At 42.0% G+C, this 16185-nt stretch carries 12 protein-coding genes, 1 tRNA gene and 1 riboswitch; of the genes, 3 read left to right on the top strand and 10 right to left on the bottom strand.

Annotation, left to right across the window (positions count from 1 at the left end):
* Positions 1-32: 32 nt before the first annotated feature.
* The 5 genes from pheT to NML69_RS00355 all read right to left on the bottom strand — a co-directional run bounded on the left by pheT (position 33) and on the right by NML69_RS00355 (position 6014).
* Positions 33-2438, bottom strand: coding sequence for a phenylalanine--tRNA ligase subunit beta (gene pheT / locus NML69_RS00375; protein ID WP_254724970.1), 2406 nt, complete (start codon positions 2436-2438; stop codon positions 33-35).
* 119 nt (positions 2439-2557) lie between these two features.
* The gene (gene pheS, locus NML69_RS00370; RefSeq protein ID WP_000103743.1) at positions 2558-3604 is read right to left on the bottom strand and encodes a phenylalanine--tRNA ligase subunit alpha; all 1047 of its coding nucleotides are present in this window, start codon (positions 3602-3604) and stop codon (positions 2558-2560) included.
* Positions 3605-3878: 274 nt separating this feature from the next.
* A complete protein-coding gene (locus tag NML69_RS00365) occupies positions 3879-4529 on the bottom strand; it encodes a phosphatase PAP2 family protein (RefSeq protein ID WP_254724969.1) in 651 nt (216 codons plus the stop codon).
* Positions 4519-5082 carry an ECF transporter S component gene (locus NML69_RS00360; RefSeq protein WP_254724968.1) on the bottom strand — a complete coding sequence of 188 codons (564 nt, stop codon included), beginning with the start codon at positions 5080-5082 and terminating at the stop codon, positions 4519-4521. Before NML69_RS00360 ends, NML69_RS00365 begins: the two co-directional genes overlap by 11 nt.
* Positions 5083-5235: 153 nt before the next feature.
* Positions 5236-5470: riboswitch (FMN riboswitch) on the bottom strand.
* A gap of 40 nt (positions 5471-5510) precedes the next feature.
* The gene (locus tag NML69_RS00355; protein WP_033629317.1) at positions 5511-6014 is read right to left on the bottom strand and encodes a tRNA (cytidine(34)-2'-O)-methyltransferase; all 504 of its coding nucleotides are present in this window, start codon (positions 6012-6014) and stop codon (positions 5511-5513) included.
* Positions 6015-6414: 400 nt separating this feature from the next.
* Here NML69_RS00355 and trkA point away from each other — a divergent pair, with 400 nt between their 5' ends.
* Both trkA and NML69_RS00345 read left to right on the top strand, forming a co-directional pair.
* Entirely contained in the window at positions 6415-7764 is a 1350-nt protein-coding gene (gene trkA, locus NML69_RS00350; protein WP_254724967.1) for a Trk system potassium transporter TrkA, read from the top strand.
* 3 nt (positions 7765-7767) lie between these two features.
* A complete protein-coding gene (locus NML69_RS00345) occupies positions 7768-9207 on the top strand; it encodes a TrkH family potassium uptake protein (RefSeq protein ID WP_254724966.1) in 1440 nt (479 codons plus the stop codon).
* An 88-nt stretch (positions 9208-9295) separates the two neighbouring features.
* Here NML69_RS00345 and NML69_RS00340 read toward each other — a convergent pair whose 3' ends face one another.
* The 5 genes from NML69_RS00340 to NML69_RS00320 form a co-directional block, all read right to left on the bottom strand.
* A complete protein-coding gene (locus NML69_RS00340; protein ID WP_001291308.1) occupies positions 9296-10225 on the bottom strand; it encodes an ATP-binding cassette domain-containing protein in 930 nt (309 codons plus the stop codon).
* Between the two features lie 10 nt (positions 10226-10235).
* Positions 10236-11303: an ABC transporter ATP-binding protein gene (locus tag NML69_RS00335; RefSeq protein WP_084881321.1), complete on the bottom strand. Its 1068-nt coding sequence runs from the start codon at positions 11301-11303 to the stop codon at positions 10236-10238.
* 8 nt (positions 11304-11311) lie between these two features.
* On the bottom strand, positions 11312-12238 hold the full coding sequence (gene oppC, locus NML69_RS00330) for an oligopeptide ABC transporter permease OppC (RefSeq protein WP_000103692.1): 927 nt from the start codon (positions 12236-12238) through the stop codon (positions 11312-11314).
* Positions 12238-13734, bottom strand: a complete 1497-nt coding sequence (locus NML69_RS00325) for an ABC transporter permease (RefSeq protein WP_049520606.1) — start codon at positions 13732-13734, stop codon at positions 12238-12240. The genes oppC and NML69_RS00325 overlap by 1 nt, the downstream gene beginning before the upstream one ends.
* Before the next feature lie 66 nt (positions 13735-13800).
* The gene (locus NML69_RS00320) at positions 13801-15780 is read right to left on the bottom strand and encodes a peptide ABC transporter substrate-binding protein (RefSeq protein WP_044020208.1); all 1980 of its coding nucleotides are present in this window, start codon (positions 15778-15780) and stop codon (positions 13801-13803) included.
* A 298-nt stretch (positions 15781-16078) separates the two neighbouring features.
* On the opposite strand from NML69_RS00320, the gene NML69_RS00315 reads away from it, so the two are divergent.
* A tRNA-Cys gene (locus NML69_RS00315) sits at positions 16079-16149 on the top strand.
* The last annotated feature ends 36 nt before the right edge of the window (positions 16150-16185 follow it).

Here is a 16185-nt window from a genome sequence, read left to right as displayed (position 1 = left end):
AAAATCCACCCCGAGGGATGGATTTTAGACTATTAACGCACTTCTGCATTCACTTTTTCTTCGAGTGATGCTTGGATTTTTTCCATATAGCGTGCGACTTCTTCGTCTGTCAAGCTATCTTCTAGATTTTGGAAGGTCAAGCTATAAGCCATTGACTTCATGCCAAGTCCCAATTTTTCGCCTGAGAAGACGTCAAAGAGTTTGATATCTGTCAAACGTTTCACGCCTGCAGCTTGGATAGCATCTACAACTTCTTGATGAGTCACTTCTGCCTTGAGGAGAAGGGCAACGTCACGACTAACTGCTGGGAACTTCGTGATTTCCACAAATGGAGCAGCTGGTTGAAGAGCAGCTTCGATGGCTGAAAGGTTGAGCTCCGCTACATATGTTTCTGGAATATCGTAAGCCTTGGCAGTTACTGGATGCACTTGGCCAAGGAAACCAAGAACTTGGTCACCAAGTGAAATCACAGCTGTACGACCTGGGTGGAGACTTGCAATTTCAGCTGTAGCTGTATAAGTTACTTGGAGTCCCAAACGAGCAAAGAGGGCTTCAAGGATTCCCTTAGCATAGAAGAAATCAACTGGAACTGCTGCTGTTTGGAAGTCTTTTTCTGCAACCAAGCCTGTCAAGGCAAGAGCAAAGCTATTGATCTCATTTGGTAGGTCTTCTTTTGGATTGCCTGTTTGTTCAAAGACTTTTCCAATCTCGTAAAGAGCCAAGTTTTTGTTCTTACGAGCTACGTTGTAGGCAACTGTATCAAGGATACCTGAAATCATATTTTGACGGAGGACAGAACGATCCACAGTCATTGGCCACATGAGCTCAGTAAGGTTACTCGGTTTAGCTGTGAACTCAACTGCTTTTTCAGGCGTTGTCAGAGCGTAGGTAATGATTTCTGTCAAACCTGCTCCTTCAGCGATTGTACGAACTTGGCGACGCAATTTTTGTGTCGCAGTCAATTCCCCTGCTGTACCGTCATCTTTTGGAAGACTAGTTGGCAAACGGTCGTAACCGTAGATACGAGCGATTTCTTCAAAGAGGTCTGCCTCGATAGTGATATCCCAACGACGACGGGGTACGCTGACTGTAAAGCTGTCTGCATTTCCAGAAAGACTAAAGCCAAGACGACGGAAGACATCTTCCACATCAGCGTATGAAAGCTCCGTACCAAGGACACGATTGACGTCAGCCAGAGTTGAAGAAACTTCCACATCAGAAGTGTCAAGTTCACCCGCTGAAACGATGCCCTTACGCACCGTTGCACCTGCAAGCTCAGCAATCATGCTAGCCGCAGCATCCAAGGCTTCATTGACTGTTGCCACATTGATGCCTTTTTCAAATCGAGAAGATGATTCCGAACGAAGATTCAAACGACCGCTAGTCTTACGAATCGATTTGCCATTGAAAACAGCAGCCTCAAGGACGACACGACTAGATTTTTCAGAGATTTCTGTTGCTTGTCCCCCCATGACACCTGCAAGGGCTACTGGTTTGTCAGCAACAGTGATGACTAGGTCAGTTTCTGCAAGTTCACGTTCTTCACCGTCCAAGGTCACCAATTTTTCACCAGCACGCGCTTCACGCACACGGATGTCAGCCCCTTCAAAGGTATCCAAGTCAAATGCATGCATGGGTTGACCAAAGTAGAGCAGGATATAGTTGGTCACGTCTACAACGTTGTTGATAGGACGGATGCCTTCGTTCATAAGAAGGTTTTGCAACCATTGTGGACTTGGTGCGATGGTCACATTGTCCAAGATACGGGCTGCATAGTAAGGCGCCTTATCTGTTTCAATGCCTACAGAAAGGGCATCTGCTGCAGCTTGGTCTGTTTCTATTAAGGTAAATTCTTTGAAGTTGACTGCCTTGTCATAGATAGCTGCCACTTCGTGCGCTACCCCACGCATAGAAAGGGCGTCTGCTCGGTTGGGTGTAATCGAAAGTTCGATGATTTCGTCATCCAAGTCTAGATATGAGAAGACTTCCTCACCTGGTACTGCATCTTGAGGCAAGATTTGGATGCCATCTGCGAATTCCTTTGGCACAACGGAGTCAGAAATCCCCAATTCACCAAGTGAACAGATCATTCCAAGTGACTCAAGTCCACGAATTTTCCCTTTTTTAATCTTGTAGTTGTCAGCGATACGGGCACCTGGAAGAGCCACCATGACCTTGATACCAGCACGCACATTCGGAGCACCACAAACGATTTGACGGGCTTCTTCTTCGCCAACGTTAACCAGACAGACATGCAAGTGAGTTTCTGGCACATCTTCGCAAGACAAAACCTCACCGACGACAATTTTTGAGAGACCAGCAGCCGGTGATTCGACACCTTCGACCTCAATCCCTGTAGTTGACATTTTCTCAGCCAACTCTTGTGATGGCACATCAATGTCCACCAATTCTTTTAACCATTTATAAGATACAAGCATAATTCTGATTGTAAGATCTCACCGAGTAAGACCTTTTCAATTCCTTTCTTTTTCTTCGAGTCAGTCCTCACCATTCTCATCGAGAGAAAATGACTAGGACTGTATTTCAGGTTTCAATCTTATTTAAACTGTTCCGAGAAGCGGACATCTCCTTGGTAGAATCCACGGATATCGTTAATTCCGTAACGAAGCATAGCGACGCGCTCTTGTCCAAGACCAAAGGCAAAGCCAGAGTAAACAGTTGCATCGATACCACTCATCTCAAGGACACGTGGGTGAACCATACCGGCACCCATAATTTCGATCCAACCTGTTTTCTTACATACGTTACAGCCTTCTCCTCCACACTTGAAGCAGGAAACATCCACCTCAACAGATGGCTCTGTGAATGGAAAATAGGATGGACGCAGACGGATCTGACGCTCTTCTCCAAACATTTTTTGGACGATCAACTGAAGGGTTCCCTGAAGGTCTGCCATAGAGATATTTTTCCCAACAACCAAGCCTTCGATTTGGTGGAACTGGTGACTGTGGGTCGCATCATCCGTATCACGACGGAACACACGCCCTGGTGAGATCATCTTCAAAGGACCTTTTGAAAAATCATGGGCATCCATGGCACGCGCCTGAACAGGAGACGTGTGAGTACGGAGCAAGATCTCTTCTGTGATATAGAAGGTGTCCTGCATATCGCGAGCTGGGTGGTCTTTTGGAAGGTTCATACGTTCAAAGTTGTAGTAGTCTTGCTCCACTTCAAAACCATCCACGACTTGGTAACCCATCCCGATGAAAATATCTTCGATTTCTTCACTGGTTTGTGTCAGAACGTGACGGTGACCAGTCGCTACTGGGCGACCTGGAAGTGTCACATCGATGCTCTCACTAGCTAATTGTGCAGCGACTTTCTTTTCTTCCAAGAGCTTAGCTGTTTCTTCAAAGGCTGCTGTCAAGACATCACGCGCTTCATTGACGTGTTTCCCTATGATTGGACGCATCTCAGCAGAGACATCTTTCATCCCTTTGAGGATTTCAGTAAGCGACCCTTTTTTACCAAGGACAGAGACACGCAAGTCTTGCATCTCTTTTTCATTTTCAGCAGTAATCTGCTTCAAGCTAGCCAGCGTTTCTTCACGAAGCGCTTTTAATTGTTCTTCAATAGTTGACATAATTCCTCCATCAGTCTCTTGTAGATAAAAAGAAAACCACATGCCAAAAACTCCACTCGGAGCGTTGACACGCGGTACCATCCGTTTTCATCTGACAAGTCAGACCTTCATTTCTCTAAATCCATGCGCAAGTGAATTCACCCAGCTTTCATATAGAGAGCTTGCAGTCACGGCTCTCCTCCCTGATATACTTCCCTTGAGTTACTAGTCTTGCGGATTTCTATTCAATTACTACTTAGTTTATCAGATTTTTACCATTCTTGCAAGACCTATCTCACTTCTGCTTGCCTTTAAATCGCCATTGGAAGCGAAGCTTGTCATAGAAAGGAAATTCGATAAACAAGACTCCCAAACCCACACAGAAACTGGCAAGAACATCTGATGGGTAGTGAACTCCCAGATAGACCCGAGATAGTAGCACACTGACTAGGTAGAAGCCAAGGACGATTTGAACGACTTTTCTCCAAACTGGATCTTTAATCCGTTGACTGAGAATGACAATCAGAGTCCCTACCATCAGAGTCACTGCCAGAGAATGCCCACTTGGAAAAGAAAAACCCTTCTCCTCTACCAAGTGTAAAATAGCTGGCCGTGGGCGCTGGTAGATGTTTTTAAAGGTCACGATTAAAAGACCGGCTAAGGTTAGATTACCCGCCATGAAGTAGCTTTCTATCTTCCACTGCTTACGATAAAAGATAAAGGCTGCGATGGCAACCCAGGTGATAATCACCGGGATATCAATCAAATGCGTAAGGGTACGGAACAGAACTGTCAAGTAATCTGGCAAGTCCCCACGAAGGGCAGTCTGAAGCGGTTGATCAAAACCGACCAGCGTTTCAGGATAGAACTTAACCATATAGCCAAGAAGGACGAAAAGTAAAAGGGCAAAACTGCCCTTCATTAAAAATGTTTGTTTATCTCTCATAATGTTTTAAGGTTGGTTTCAAGAGGACATATAACAACCAGAATGAAACGGCAAAGATGATACCTTCAATCAGGTTAAAAGGTAAAACCATGGTCATCAAGTAGTTAGAAAGTCCTATAATTTCTCTAATATCAAAGTTGGCAAACTGCGCGTATAAAGGAACCGCATAGACATAGTTGAGAAGCAACATAGCCACAGTCAAGCCGACAGTTCCCACTAGAGATGCCAGTAGGAAGCGAAGGGTGCTGCGTTCCTTTTTCCAAATCAAACCAAAAGCGATAACAAAAACTCCCAAGGCTACGATATTCATTGGCAAGCCAATGTAAGTATTCACTCCCTGGCTATTGAGAAGCAACTTCAAGAGTGATCGCAACAAGAGAATGCCTAGAGCAGCAGGCAAATCCATCACCACCAAGCCCACAAGGACTGGCAAGATACTAAACTCGATCTTGAGGAAGGTCGCCGCTGGCAAGAGCGGAAAGTCAAAGTACATCAGCACAAATGAAATGGCTGATAAAATCGCAATGGTCGAAAGTCGACGTGTATTTGTCATAACAGGTTCCTCCAATTTTCTATAAAATCAGAAGAAGTTGGAAAGGATCCCTCTATCTATTCTCACTTTTTATATCCCAAAAGTTCCCTCTCACTCTTTTGAGCAAGCGGTTGCAATTCATCTATAAACTCATCCGAACAGACAAAGCCATTCTTTCGTCTTCTCCCATCCAGACTATACTGTCGGTTGTGGAATTGCACCACATCAGCTTGCGCTCGCGGACTTCTTTAAAGAGAAGGAAATAGAGATTTTTCTTTTAGACTAGGCGACAAGCTGTAGGCATAACTTCTGGTTAGGCAAAGCTTGTCAACAAAGTATAAAAGGAAAAGATCATTTCCTAGTTAAAGTCACCGCCGGTCGGGAATCTCACCCTGCCCTGAAGACCCTTTAATCATAACAAAAAACGCTTGCAAGTGCAAGCATTTTGTTTATTTCAATTTATCTGCTTCATAGGTGTGAACAAGCTCAAGACCTGCAAAGTTCTGCTGGCGGAGGGCTTCATAAACAATCATGCAGACGGTATTGGAAACATTGAGACTACGAACATGTTCATCATTCATAGGAATACGGAGAGCCTTTTCGGGATGCTCCCGCATAAAGTCCTCAGGCAAGCCCTTGTCTTCACGTCCAAAGAGAAAATAATGGTCTTCGTCCGTCGATAAATCTGCCTCAGAATAGACCTTTTCCGCAAATTTCGAAATCAGATAGAGTTTACCCTTCATCTGAGACATGAAATCTTCCAAACTGTCATAAAAATAAATCTCAAGCTTATCCCAGTAGTCCAAACCAGCCCGCTTCATCTTGCGGTCATCAATCGGAAATCCCATCGGTTTAATGATATGGAGGGGAGAATTGGTCGCAGCGCAAGTACGCGCAATGTTACCTGTGTTTTGTGGAATCTGAGGTTCAAATAATACAATGTGATTTGTCATGACGGGCTTCCTTTTATCATTGCAAAAAAATAGCCACACTGCCCGGAGTCAAGCTCAGCAAACAGCGTGGTTAAGGCATCGTTAACTTACCTCACAACAGGTTTGAAGTAAATCAGCGAAACTACTTTTTTAGTATAACACTTTCAGAATCATTGTCAATAGAAACGACTTGATTTTTTTACTTTTTTTGATGATATTTTCATGTTTGCTCATTCCCTTTCTGAAAAGGTGTAGTAAAAGAGCCAAATCACTTCAAATCGGAGACATTGTCATAGAAGTTAAACAAATGCATCTTCGAAACTTGAAAAAGGCCTTTCTTCCCCTAAAAATCGCCTTAGCAAGTGCATTTTTTGCTAAAAAAGGGTATGATAGTTACATCATGAAAAAGTAGGTTTTTTATATGAAAATTGTCCTTGTTGGTGGAGGGAAAGTTGGTTTCGCCCTCTGTCGTTCACTGGTTGCAGAAAACCATGACGTTGTCCTCATCGAACAAGATGAGGCTGTTCTCAATCACATTGTCAGTCGCTTTGATATCATAGGTCTCCTTGGAAATGGTGCTGACTTTGCCATCTTGGAGCAAGCCGGTGTTCAAGAATGCGATATCTTTATCGCCCTAACCGAACACGATGAAGTGAATATGATTTCAGCGGTACTTGCTAAAAAAATGGGGGCTAAAGAAACCATCGTTCGGGTACGAAATCCTGAATACTCCAATGCCTATTTTAAAGAGAAAAATATTCTTGGATTTTCACTTATTGTTAATCCAGAGCTCCTGGCAGCGCGTGCGATCTCAAATATCATTGATTTCCCTAATGCCCTCTCTGTCGAACGATTTGCTGGAGGTCGGGTCAGTCTCATGGAATTTGTTGTCAAGGACTCTAGCGGTCTTTGTCAAATGCCAATCTCAGACTTTCGTAAAAAATTTGGTAACATCATTGTCTGTGCTATGGAGAGGGATCATCAACTGATGATTCCAAGCGGTAATGTTATTATCCAAGACAAGGATAGGATTTTTGTTACGGGAAATCGTGTAGATATGATGCTTTTCCATAACTATTTTAAATCTCGTGCAGTGAAAAGCTTACTTATCGTTGGAGCTGGAAAGATCGCTTATTATCTGCTTGGCATTTTAAAAGACAGTCGCATTGATACCAAGGTCATCGAGATTAATCCTGAAAGAGCTCGTTTCTTCAGTGAAAAGTTCCCCAATCTCTATATTGTCCAAGGAGATGGAACTGCAAAAGACATTTTGCTGGAAGAAAGTGCTCCCCACTATGATGCAGTCGCAACCTTGACTGGAGTTGATGAGGAAAATATCATCACTTCTATGTTTCTTGACCGTGTTGGTGTCCGTAAGAATATCACCAAGGTCAACCGAACAAGCCTTCTAGAGATTATCCACGCACCTGATTTTTCAAGTATCATCACACCAAAAAGCATCGCAGTGGATACCATTATGCACTTTATCCGCGGTCGAGTAAACGCTCAGTACTCAGACCTTCAAGCCATGCACCATCTAGCAAACGGTCAAATTGAAACTCTCCAATTCCAAATCAAGGAAGCTAATAAAATGACTGCCAAACCTCTATCACAGTTGAAATTGAAAAAAGGGGTTCTCATCGCAGCCATTATCCGAAAAGGAAAAACAATCTTCCCTACTGGAGAGGATATGCTTGAGGTGGGAGACAAGTTGCTCGTGACGACCTTATTGCCGAACATCACCAAAATTTATGATTTGATTGAGAGGTAAAAAATGAATAAAAGTATGATTCGTTACCTCCTCTCAAAACTTCTCTTGATTGAAGCTGTTCTTCTCCTAGTCCCTGTTAGTGTAGCAATCTATTACCAAGAATCCAGTCAAGTATTTATCGCTCTCTTTTCTACGATTGGAATTTTAGTCCTTCTTGGTGGTCTAGGTGTTTTACGGAAACCGAAAAATCAACGGATTTATGCCAAGGAAGGAGTCTTAATTGTTGCCCTCTGTTGGATTCTATGGTCTTTCTTTGGTGGCCTCCCCTTTGTCTTTTCAGGACAAATCCCCAGCATCATCGATGCCTTCTTTGAAATAAGTTCTGGATTTACGACGACTGGTGCTACTATCCTAACAGATGTTTCCGTTCTTACTCGTTCCCTCCTCTTCTGGAGAAGTTTCACCCACTTGATCGGAGGGATGGGAGTACTCGTCTTTGCACTTGCAATTATGGACAATGCCAAGAATAGCCACTTGGAAGTGATGAAGGCTGAGGTCCCTGGACCTGTCTTTGGCAAGGTCGTATCTAAGCTAAAAAACACTGCCCAGATTCTCTATCTGCTTTATCTGGCTCTCTTCTCCCTTTTTGTGGTTATCTACTATCTAGCAGGCATGCCTCTCTATGATAGTTTTGTCATCGCTATGGGAACAGCAGGAACTGGGGGCTTTACCGTCTATAACGACGGAATTGCCCACTACGGTAGCTCACTCATCACCTATCTCGTTAGTATCGGAGTTCTGGTTTTTGGGGTCAACTTCAATCTCTACTACTACCTCATGCTCCGCCGAGTTAAGACTTTCTTTGGAGATGAAGAACTACGAGCATATATAATCATTGTCCTAGTTTCTACCGGCTTGATTACTCTTAATACGCTCCACCTCTACCAAGGGGTTTCTAAAAGTGTTGAAATGGCCTTCTTCCAGGTTTCCAATATCATCACGACAACAGGTTTTGGTTACGGAGACATTACCAACTGGCCCCTCTTTTCCCAATTTATCCTCCTCTTCCTCATGGGAATCGGTGGATCAGCTGGCTCAACTGCAGGTGGTCTTAAGGTGATCAGAGGACTTATCCTCTCTAAAATCGCAAAAAATCAGATTTTGTCCACCTTATCTCCTCACCGTGTTTTGACTCTACACGTCAATAAAACTGTAATTGATAAGGATACCCAGCACAAGATTCTTAAATATTTTGCCATCTATATGATGATCATTCTCTCTCTCATCTTTATCGTCAGTCTTGATAGTAATGATTTTCTAGTCGTGACCAGTGCGGTCTTCAGCTGTTTTAACAATATTGGACCTATTCTAGGTACAACCTCAAGTTTTGCCATCTTTAGTCCCCTCTCTAAAATCCTCCTCTCCTTTGCAATGATTGCAGGTCGCTTAGAGATATACCCAATTTTGCTACTCTTTATGAAACGCACCTGGTCTAAACGCTAATGATAATACAATCCCCCTTTTACAAGCAAGTAAAAGGGGATTTTTTCTATTAAAAATGAGAAGACCTTTCGGTCCTCTCCTAATTTGTTTATTCTTTAAGAGCTTTCTTGTAACGAGCAAGTTCTGCTTGATTGGCCCAAACATAGTGACCTGGACGAATTTCTACCATAGATGGCTTATCTGTCTCATAGTCATGTTGGTCAGGATCGTAAACTTTCAAGACCTTCTTGCGTTCCAAGATTGGATCTGGAATCGGTACAGCAGATAGAAGCGCTTGAGTGTATGGGTGGACAGGATTGTTAAACAACTCCTCTGTCTCAGCCACTTCGACGATAACTCCCTTATAGATAACCGCGATACGATCTGAGATAAAGCGAACAACTGACAAGTCATGCGCGATAAAAAGATAGGTCAAGCCCAACTCTTTTTGGAACTTCTTGAGCAAGTTCAAGACTTGCGCACGCACTGATACGTCCAAGGCTGAAATTGGCTCATCCGCAATAACGAAATCAGGTTCCATCACAAGAGCACGGGCAATCCCGATACGCTGGCGTTGGCCACCAGAAAACTCGTGTGGGTAACGGGTCAAGTGTTCTTTCAAAAGCCCAACTTCATGAATCATCTTTTGAACTTTTTCTTTTCGGTCTTCTTCATCTTTAAACAAGTGATAGTTGTAAAGACCTTCAGAGATGATATAGTCAACTGTCGCACGCTCATTCAAGCTCGCTGCAGGGTCCTGGAAAATCATCTGGATACGACGGATCAAATCTGATGATTCCTTATGAGATTTTTTCCCATTAATTTTATGACCATCAAAGATGATTTCACCTTTACTAGTATTATTTAGACCAATAATGGCACGACCAATGGTTGTTTTCCCACTACCAGACTCACCAACAAGAGAGAAAGTTTCTCCCTTGTTGATAAAGAAGTTGGCGTTTTTAACCGCAACAAACTTCTTACTTCCTTCACCGAAGGAAATTTCTAAATCTTTAATTTCTACTAATTTTTCAGACATTTCCTTCCTCCTAGTCTTCTAGATGAGCAAAGCCCATTTTATCACGAATCTTGTCATGCAAATCTGCAATGACTCCAGGTTTTTCAACTTTAGGAGCATTCTCATGAAGCAACCAAGTCTTAGCCCAGTGGGTATCAGTGACTGAAAACTTAGGTGCCTTCTCTTCAAAATCAATTTGCATCGCATAATCTGAACGAAGGGCAAAGGCATCACCTTTCAACTCAGTATAAAGAGACGGTGGTGTTCCTGGGATAGAGTACAATTCCCCTTTATCATCAGCAAGCTGAGGCAAGCTAGACAAGAGACTCCAAGTATATGGATGACGTGGATCATAGAAGACTTCCTCAACAGTACCGTATTCTACAATTTCACCAGCATACATAACCGCTACCTTATCGGCAATACTTGCTACCACACCAAGGTCATGGGTGATAAAGATAATAGTAAAGTGGTACTCATTTTGCAAGGTTTTAAGCAAATCAATGATTTGCGCTTGAATGGTTACGTCAAGGGCCGTTGTTGGTTCGTCACAGATCAAGATATCTGGACGACAGGCAAGGGCAATCGCAATAACGATACGTTGGCGCATCCCTCCAGAATATTGGAAAGGATACTCTTCAAAACGTTTTTCAGCATCTGGGATTCCGACCTTGTTCATATAGTCGATTGCCATCTCTTTGGCTTCCTTAGCTGTTTTCCCTTGGTGTTTAACGATAACTTCAGTGATTTGGCTACCGATTGTATTGATTGGGTCCAAACTTGTCATGGGGTCTTGGAAGATGGTCGCAATTTTAGCACCACGAATCTTCTCCCATTCCTTGTTAGAAGTAAGGGCGGTCAAGTCTTGTCCACGATAGTCGATGCTTCCTTGGGCAATACGTCCATTGTCTTCTAACATTCCTGTAAAGGTTTTTGTCAAAACAGATTTACCAGAACCGGACTCACCTACCAAGGCAAGAACTTCTCCTTCAACCAGGTCTAGAGAAACTCCTCGGATAGCCGTCAGAACTTTGTCACGAACGTCAAATTCCACGACAATATCACGAGCAGTCAAAATTACATTACTTTCTTTTGTCATGTCTACTCCTATCTATGTGTACGTGGATCACTAGCATCCGCTAGGTTTTGACCAACAACGAAAAGAGATAGGGATACCAAGATCAAGGTTGTCAACGGAATCCAGAACAAGTAAGCGTTGGTCGTAACGTTTTGTGAGTAATCTGAGATCAAACGTCCCAAACTTGGCACTGTTACAGGTAATCCCAATCCAAAGAAGGAAAGGAAGGCTTCATAAGAGATGAAGCTTGGCAACATCAAGGTCATCGTAGAAACAATAACAGATACCAATTGCGGCATGATGTTTTTAACGATGATTTTAAAAGTTGGTGTTCCAAGTGTTTGAGAAGCAAGGTTGTATTCCAAGTCACGGTAACGCATGATTTGAATACGAATCATATAAGCAATCCCAATCCAAGTTGTCACACTCATGGCAAAAATCAAATTCCAGAAACCAGCACCGATTGAGTAAGTCAAGACAATAACAATCAAGAGAGATGGAATGTTTGAAATAATGTTATAAACTTCCATCATGACGCGGTCAACGGATTTTGAAATCCCCCAAATCCCACCAACAATAACCCCAATTACAAGGTTGATAAAAGTGGCAATTACAGAGATAAGGATAGAGTTACGCGCACCAAACCAAACCCCATCAAACAAGGATTTACCATTGCTATCTGTACCAAACCAATGTTCAGCATTGGGTTTGATAAAACGAGCAGAGAAGTCATTAACCTTACTTACATCGTTGAAGTCAAAATCTGAGAACATTGGGTAAATAAAGCTCATCAAGATAATGGCAACCAAAATTCCTAACATAAAGACGGTTGATTTTTTCTTTAGAAATTGTCTAAATACAGAACCCCAGTATGAATAGGCAGGAGCATCAATTGTTTCAGAGGCAAAATCGTCACGTTTTACGAACTGAAATTTTTCTTTATCGATTGTTGACATTATTTGCCTCCTTTCTCTGTCAATTTAATACGTGGGTCAAGCATGGTCATCCAGATATCTCCTACAAAGAGTGAGAAGATAGAAATACATGTAAAGATAAAGACGAGACCAACTACCATTGAGTTGTTTGATGCCTTAACAGAGTCAATCAACATTTTACCCATACCTGGGAAAGCAAAGACCGTTTCTGTCAATGTTGCACCACCAATAACTCCGATTACGGCACCAGGAATACCTGAAACCAAAGGAACCATGGCATTTTTAAAGATGTGTTTATTTGAAATTTCTTTTTCAGACAAACCTTTGGCACGCGCAAAACGAACGAAGTCCTGAGATTGCAAGTCGATCATGTAACGACGAATCCAGATAGCTGTACTTGGCGCACCCAACAAACCTAGAATAACTGCTGGTAAGACATAAGAACGCCAATCTCCAGCCCCCAAGATAGGGAATGAGTCAGGCAGACCAATAGATGATCCAATCAAGCGAACGATATAAACCAAGGCAATCGTTGGAAGGGCAAGCAAGAAGGTTAGAGCACCTGTCGAGAAGCTGTCAATCCAAGTATTCTTGTGGCGAGCCATAGCAGATCCAAGTGGAATAGCAATCGCATACGAAATAATTAAACCAATCAAACCAGCAACAGCTGAACTTGCAATCATTGATGGGTATTGGTAATTGCTTTCTGTAGCTGTATATGGATCGTCCTTACCATAGTTGGCTACCTCACGCGCATCTGCTTGACTTGGAGATTTGTAGGTACGAGAGTAGATATCTACAGATGAAGTCTTTTTACCTGTAGGGAATTGAACTTCTGATGTCTTAGTTTGTCCCTGACCTTGTGTAATAACTTGAAGCACTGGTGTATTTGCATAAGTTGGGTAAGAATCACCCAAGTTAATGTTCACAAAGTTTTGGTGTACAAATGGGAATTGATTGTTGAAATACAAAAGATACTTATGTTTTGTACCTGAGCCAACCAATGACCAACCGATAGCAGGGTCATTTTCAAAACGAAGATAGCGTTCCAAGTTTGGATTTTCAGGGTCCTGGATCTTGTTTGGATGATCAATATCAATCAAGTTGGCATAGAATTTGAAAACACGTTCAAAAATCGGAATTTCACGCGTAGCATAGAATTGACCACTTTCTGAGAACACACCGAGTGTCCAACCATTTCCTAGTTGGTTGATGTATTTTTCGTAGATTGCCTTATTGGTATCATTGGCATCCACTGTTACAGATGAGTCCATTGTGCTCGCTCTTTCTTGCAACTCTTTGGTATCGTAGTACTCGATATAGCCCATCCGTTCATAAACGGTATTTTCATAATTATCCCGCTTGTCCGGCGTCGTTGCAATCTTGTTATAGTTGGTATCCTGCTTGAAAATCAATTTTCGAGGAACCATCGTATAGATAATTGTGTAGGTCAAGGTTGTCACCAAGAAAATGGACAACAATGAACGTAATACACGCATAAAAATATATTTCTTCATATCGTTTCCTTTTAAAATCCCAAAAGAACCTTCTCCTCATGGAGAGAAAGTTCTCTTGAGAGTTATTTATTTAACGTGATTAGCCAATTCTTTTTGAACTTTTTCGTTTGATTCTTTTTTCTCTTTGAGCCATTTTTCACGAGCTTGTTCATAGTCAGCTTTTGTTACAACCTTGTCTTGTAACTGAATATACTTGAAGTATACGTCTGAGCCCTTATCTCCAGATTGGCTGTATGATGCTGTGAATGGTACAACACGAGAAATGAATGGTGCAGCACCAGTTGATGACATAGCTGGCAAGATGAGTGAGCTATCTGTCAACCAAGCTTGAGCAGCCGCGTATTTTTCATAACGAACATTCAAGTCGTTGGTTTCTTTAGCAGCTTCATCAACTAGCTTATCGTATTCTTTCAAACCAACTTGAGCTGCTGCAGCATTATCTGCACCTTCGTAACCCATGTATGTTTTTGTTTGTTCAGCATTCGTTGTCTTCAAGATATCAAGGTAAGTTGATGGATCTTCATAGTCAGGGTTCCATCCAACGGCACCTGAGAGATCCCAGTCTTCTGCTGCTGCATTCGCCGCATAGTAGGTAATATTATTAAACTCATCTTTAGAAACTTGTTGGATATCGATGACTACATTGCCCTCTCCAAGCACTGTTTCAACGGATTGTTTGAAGGATTGAATACGTGCGATATAGTTTTTAGCTGTTTGGTCTACTGGAACATCCAAATGGATAGGGAATTTTACACCTTCTGCTTCCAATGCTGTTTTGGCTTTGGCAAATTCAGCTTTAGCTTTATCGGCGTTGAAGAGTCCATCTTGACCATCCGCAAAGTTTACATTCTTCCACTCATCACCGTAAGCAGCCATCTTTTCAGTTACCAAGTCACCAAAAGTTTTTTCACCTGCAGAGACAAAGTCAGGTTTTACAAAGAGGTTACGAACGGCACGAGGAGCACCTTCTTTACCATTTACTTGAGCTGAATAAGACGTACGGTCAAAGGCAAAGTTCAAGGCTTGACGGAAGTCCTTGTTAAGAAGGGCTTTCTTAGTAGAAGTCTTCTCTTCGTCAGTTGTCTTAGAAGTGTATTTGTAACCTTGGCGGTCAATATTCACACCCAAACCACCAATACCAGGTCCTGATGGGGTGTAGAAGATATTTTCCTTGTAGGTTTCTTCTACTTTAGAGTAGTTTGAACTTGTTGGATAAAGACGGGCATAGCTATAAGCTCCACTTGTAAAGTTACGTTCAATTGACTCTTGGTCTGAACCATCATAGTAAGCAAGGGTTACTTTATCAATGTGAACATTATCTTTGTCCCAGTAATTTTCATTCTTAGCGAACTCAATAGAAGACTTAGCAGTCAAACCTTTCAGTAAGAACGGACCATTGTAAAGCAATGATGTAGGGTCAGTCGCTTTAGCAAAGTCAGATCCTTTTGATTTTTCAAATTCTTCGTTCAATGGCCAGAAGATTGCGTAGGCCATCTTAGAGTTCCAGTATGGTTCTGGTTGGTTCAAAGTATACTCAAGAGTATAATCATCAACTGCTTTCACACCTACTGAAGAAAAGTCTTTTGTATTACCTGCTAAATAATCAGACAATCCTTTAACAGAATTTTCTGCTAGGTAAATTGCTTCTGATTTTTTATCAGCTGCGTGTTTCAAGCCATTTACAAAGTCTTTGGCTGTTACTTCAGCATACTCTTCACCATCTGATGTCATCCATTTAACACCTTTACGAATCTTGTAGGTATAAGTCAAACCGTCTTTTGAAACGGACCAGTCTTCTGCAACTGCAGGGACTAGATTCCCATACTTGTCGTTTGTGAAGAGACCATCGATACCATTTGAAGTGGCAATCTTAGTACTTTGTTTCCCTGAAATGAGGTAATCCAAAGTTTCTGGGTCAGCTGAATAAACATAGCCATAATTTTTTGGCGCTGTTGAATCAGATGATTTTGAAGAACCGCAAGCAGCTAGTACTCCTGCTGCTAATAAAGCAACTCCTGCTGCAACAAATACTCTACTTTTTTTCATGTTTTTAACTCCTCTTGAAAAATTTAGGCTTATTGGAAATTATAACATATATTTTTTAAAAAGTAAACGAATTTTCAGAATATTTAGGCGCATTTCCTCAAAAAACTTCTATTTGTCAAAATTTCTGCATTCTTTATTTGCATCTGCAAGAAATACTTTCTAGTCCGACCCTCTTTAGAACGGGATTTTTACAAGCTTTTTCTTACTTCTTCGATCATCATCTGTTTTCCTAAATTGGATTTTAGAATAAGAAACTATTGACGGGAAATGATTTTCAAGGTATAATAATAAACGTTGAGGCGGTATAGCCAAGTGGTAAGGCACGGCTCTGCAAAAGCTTGATCGTCGGTTCAAATCCGTCTACCGCCTTTCAATACCTGAATGAACAGGAATTAACCAAATGAA

This window comes from Streptococcus sp. CF8-6, from assembly GCF_024295845.1.
Taxonomy (GTDB): Bacteria; Bacillota; Bacilli; order Lactobacillales; family Streptococcaceae; genus Streptococcus; species Streptococcus oralis_BO.
The sequence above is the reverse complement of the archived record's forward strand: the minus strand, read 5'-3'. Positions and strand labels throughout refer to the sequence as shown.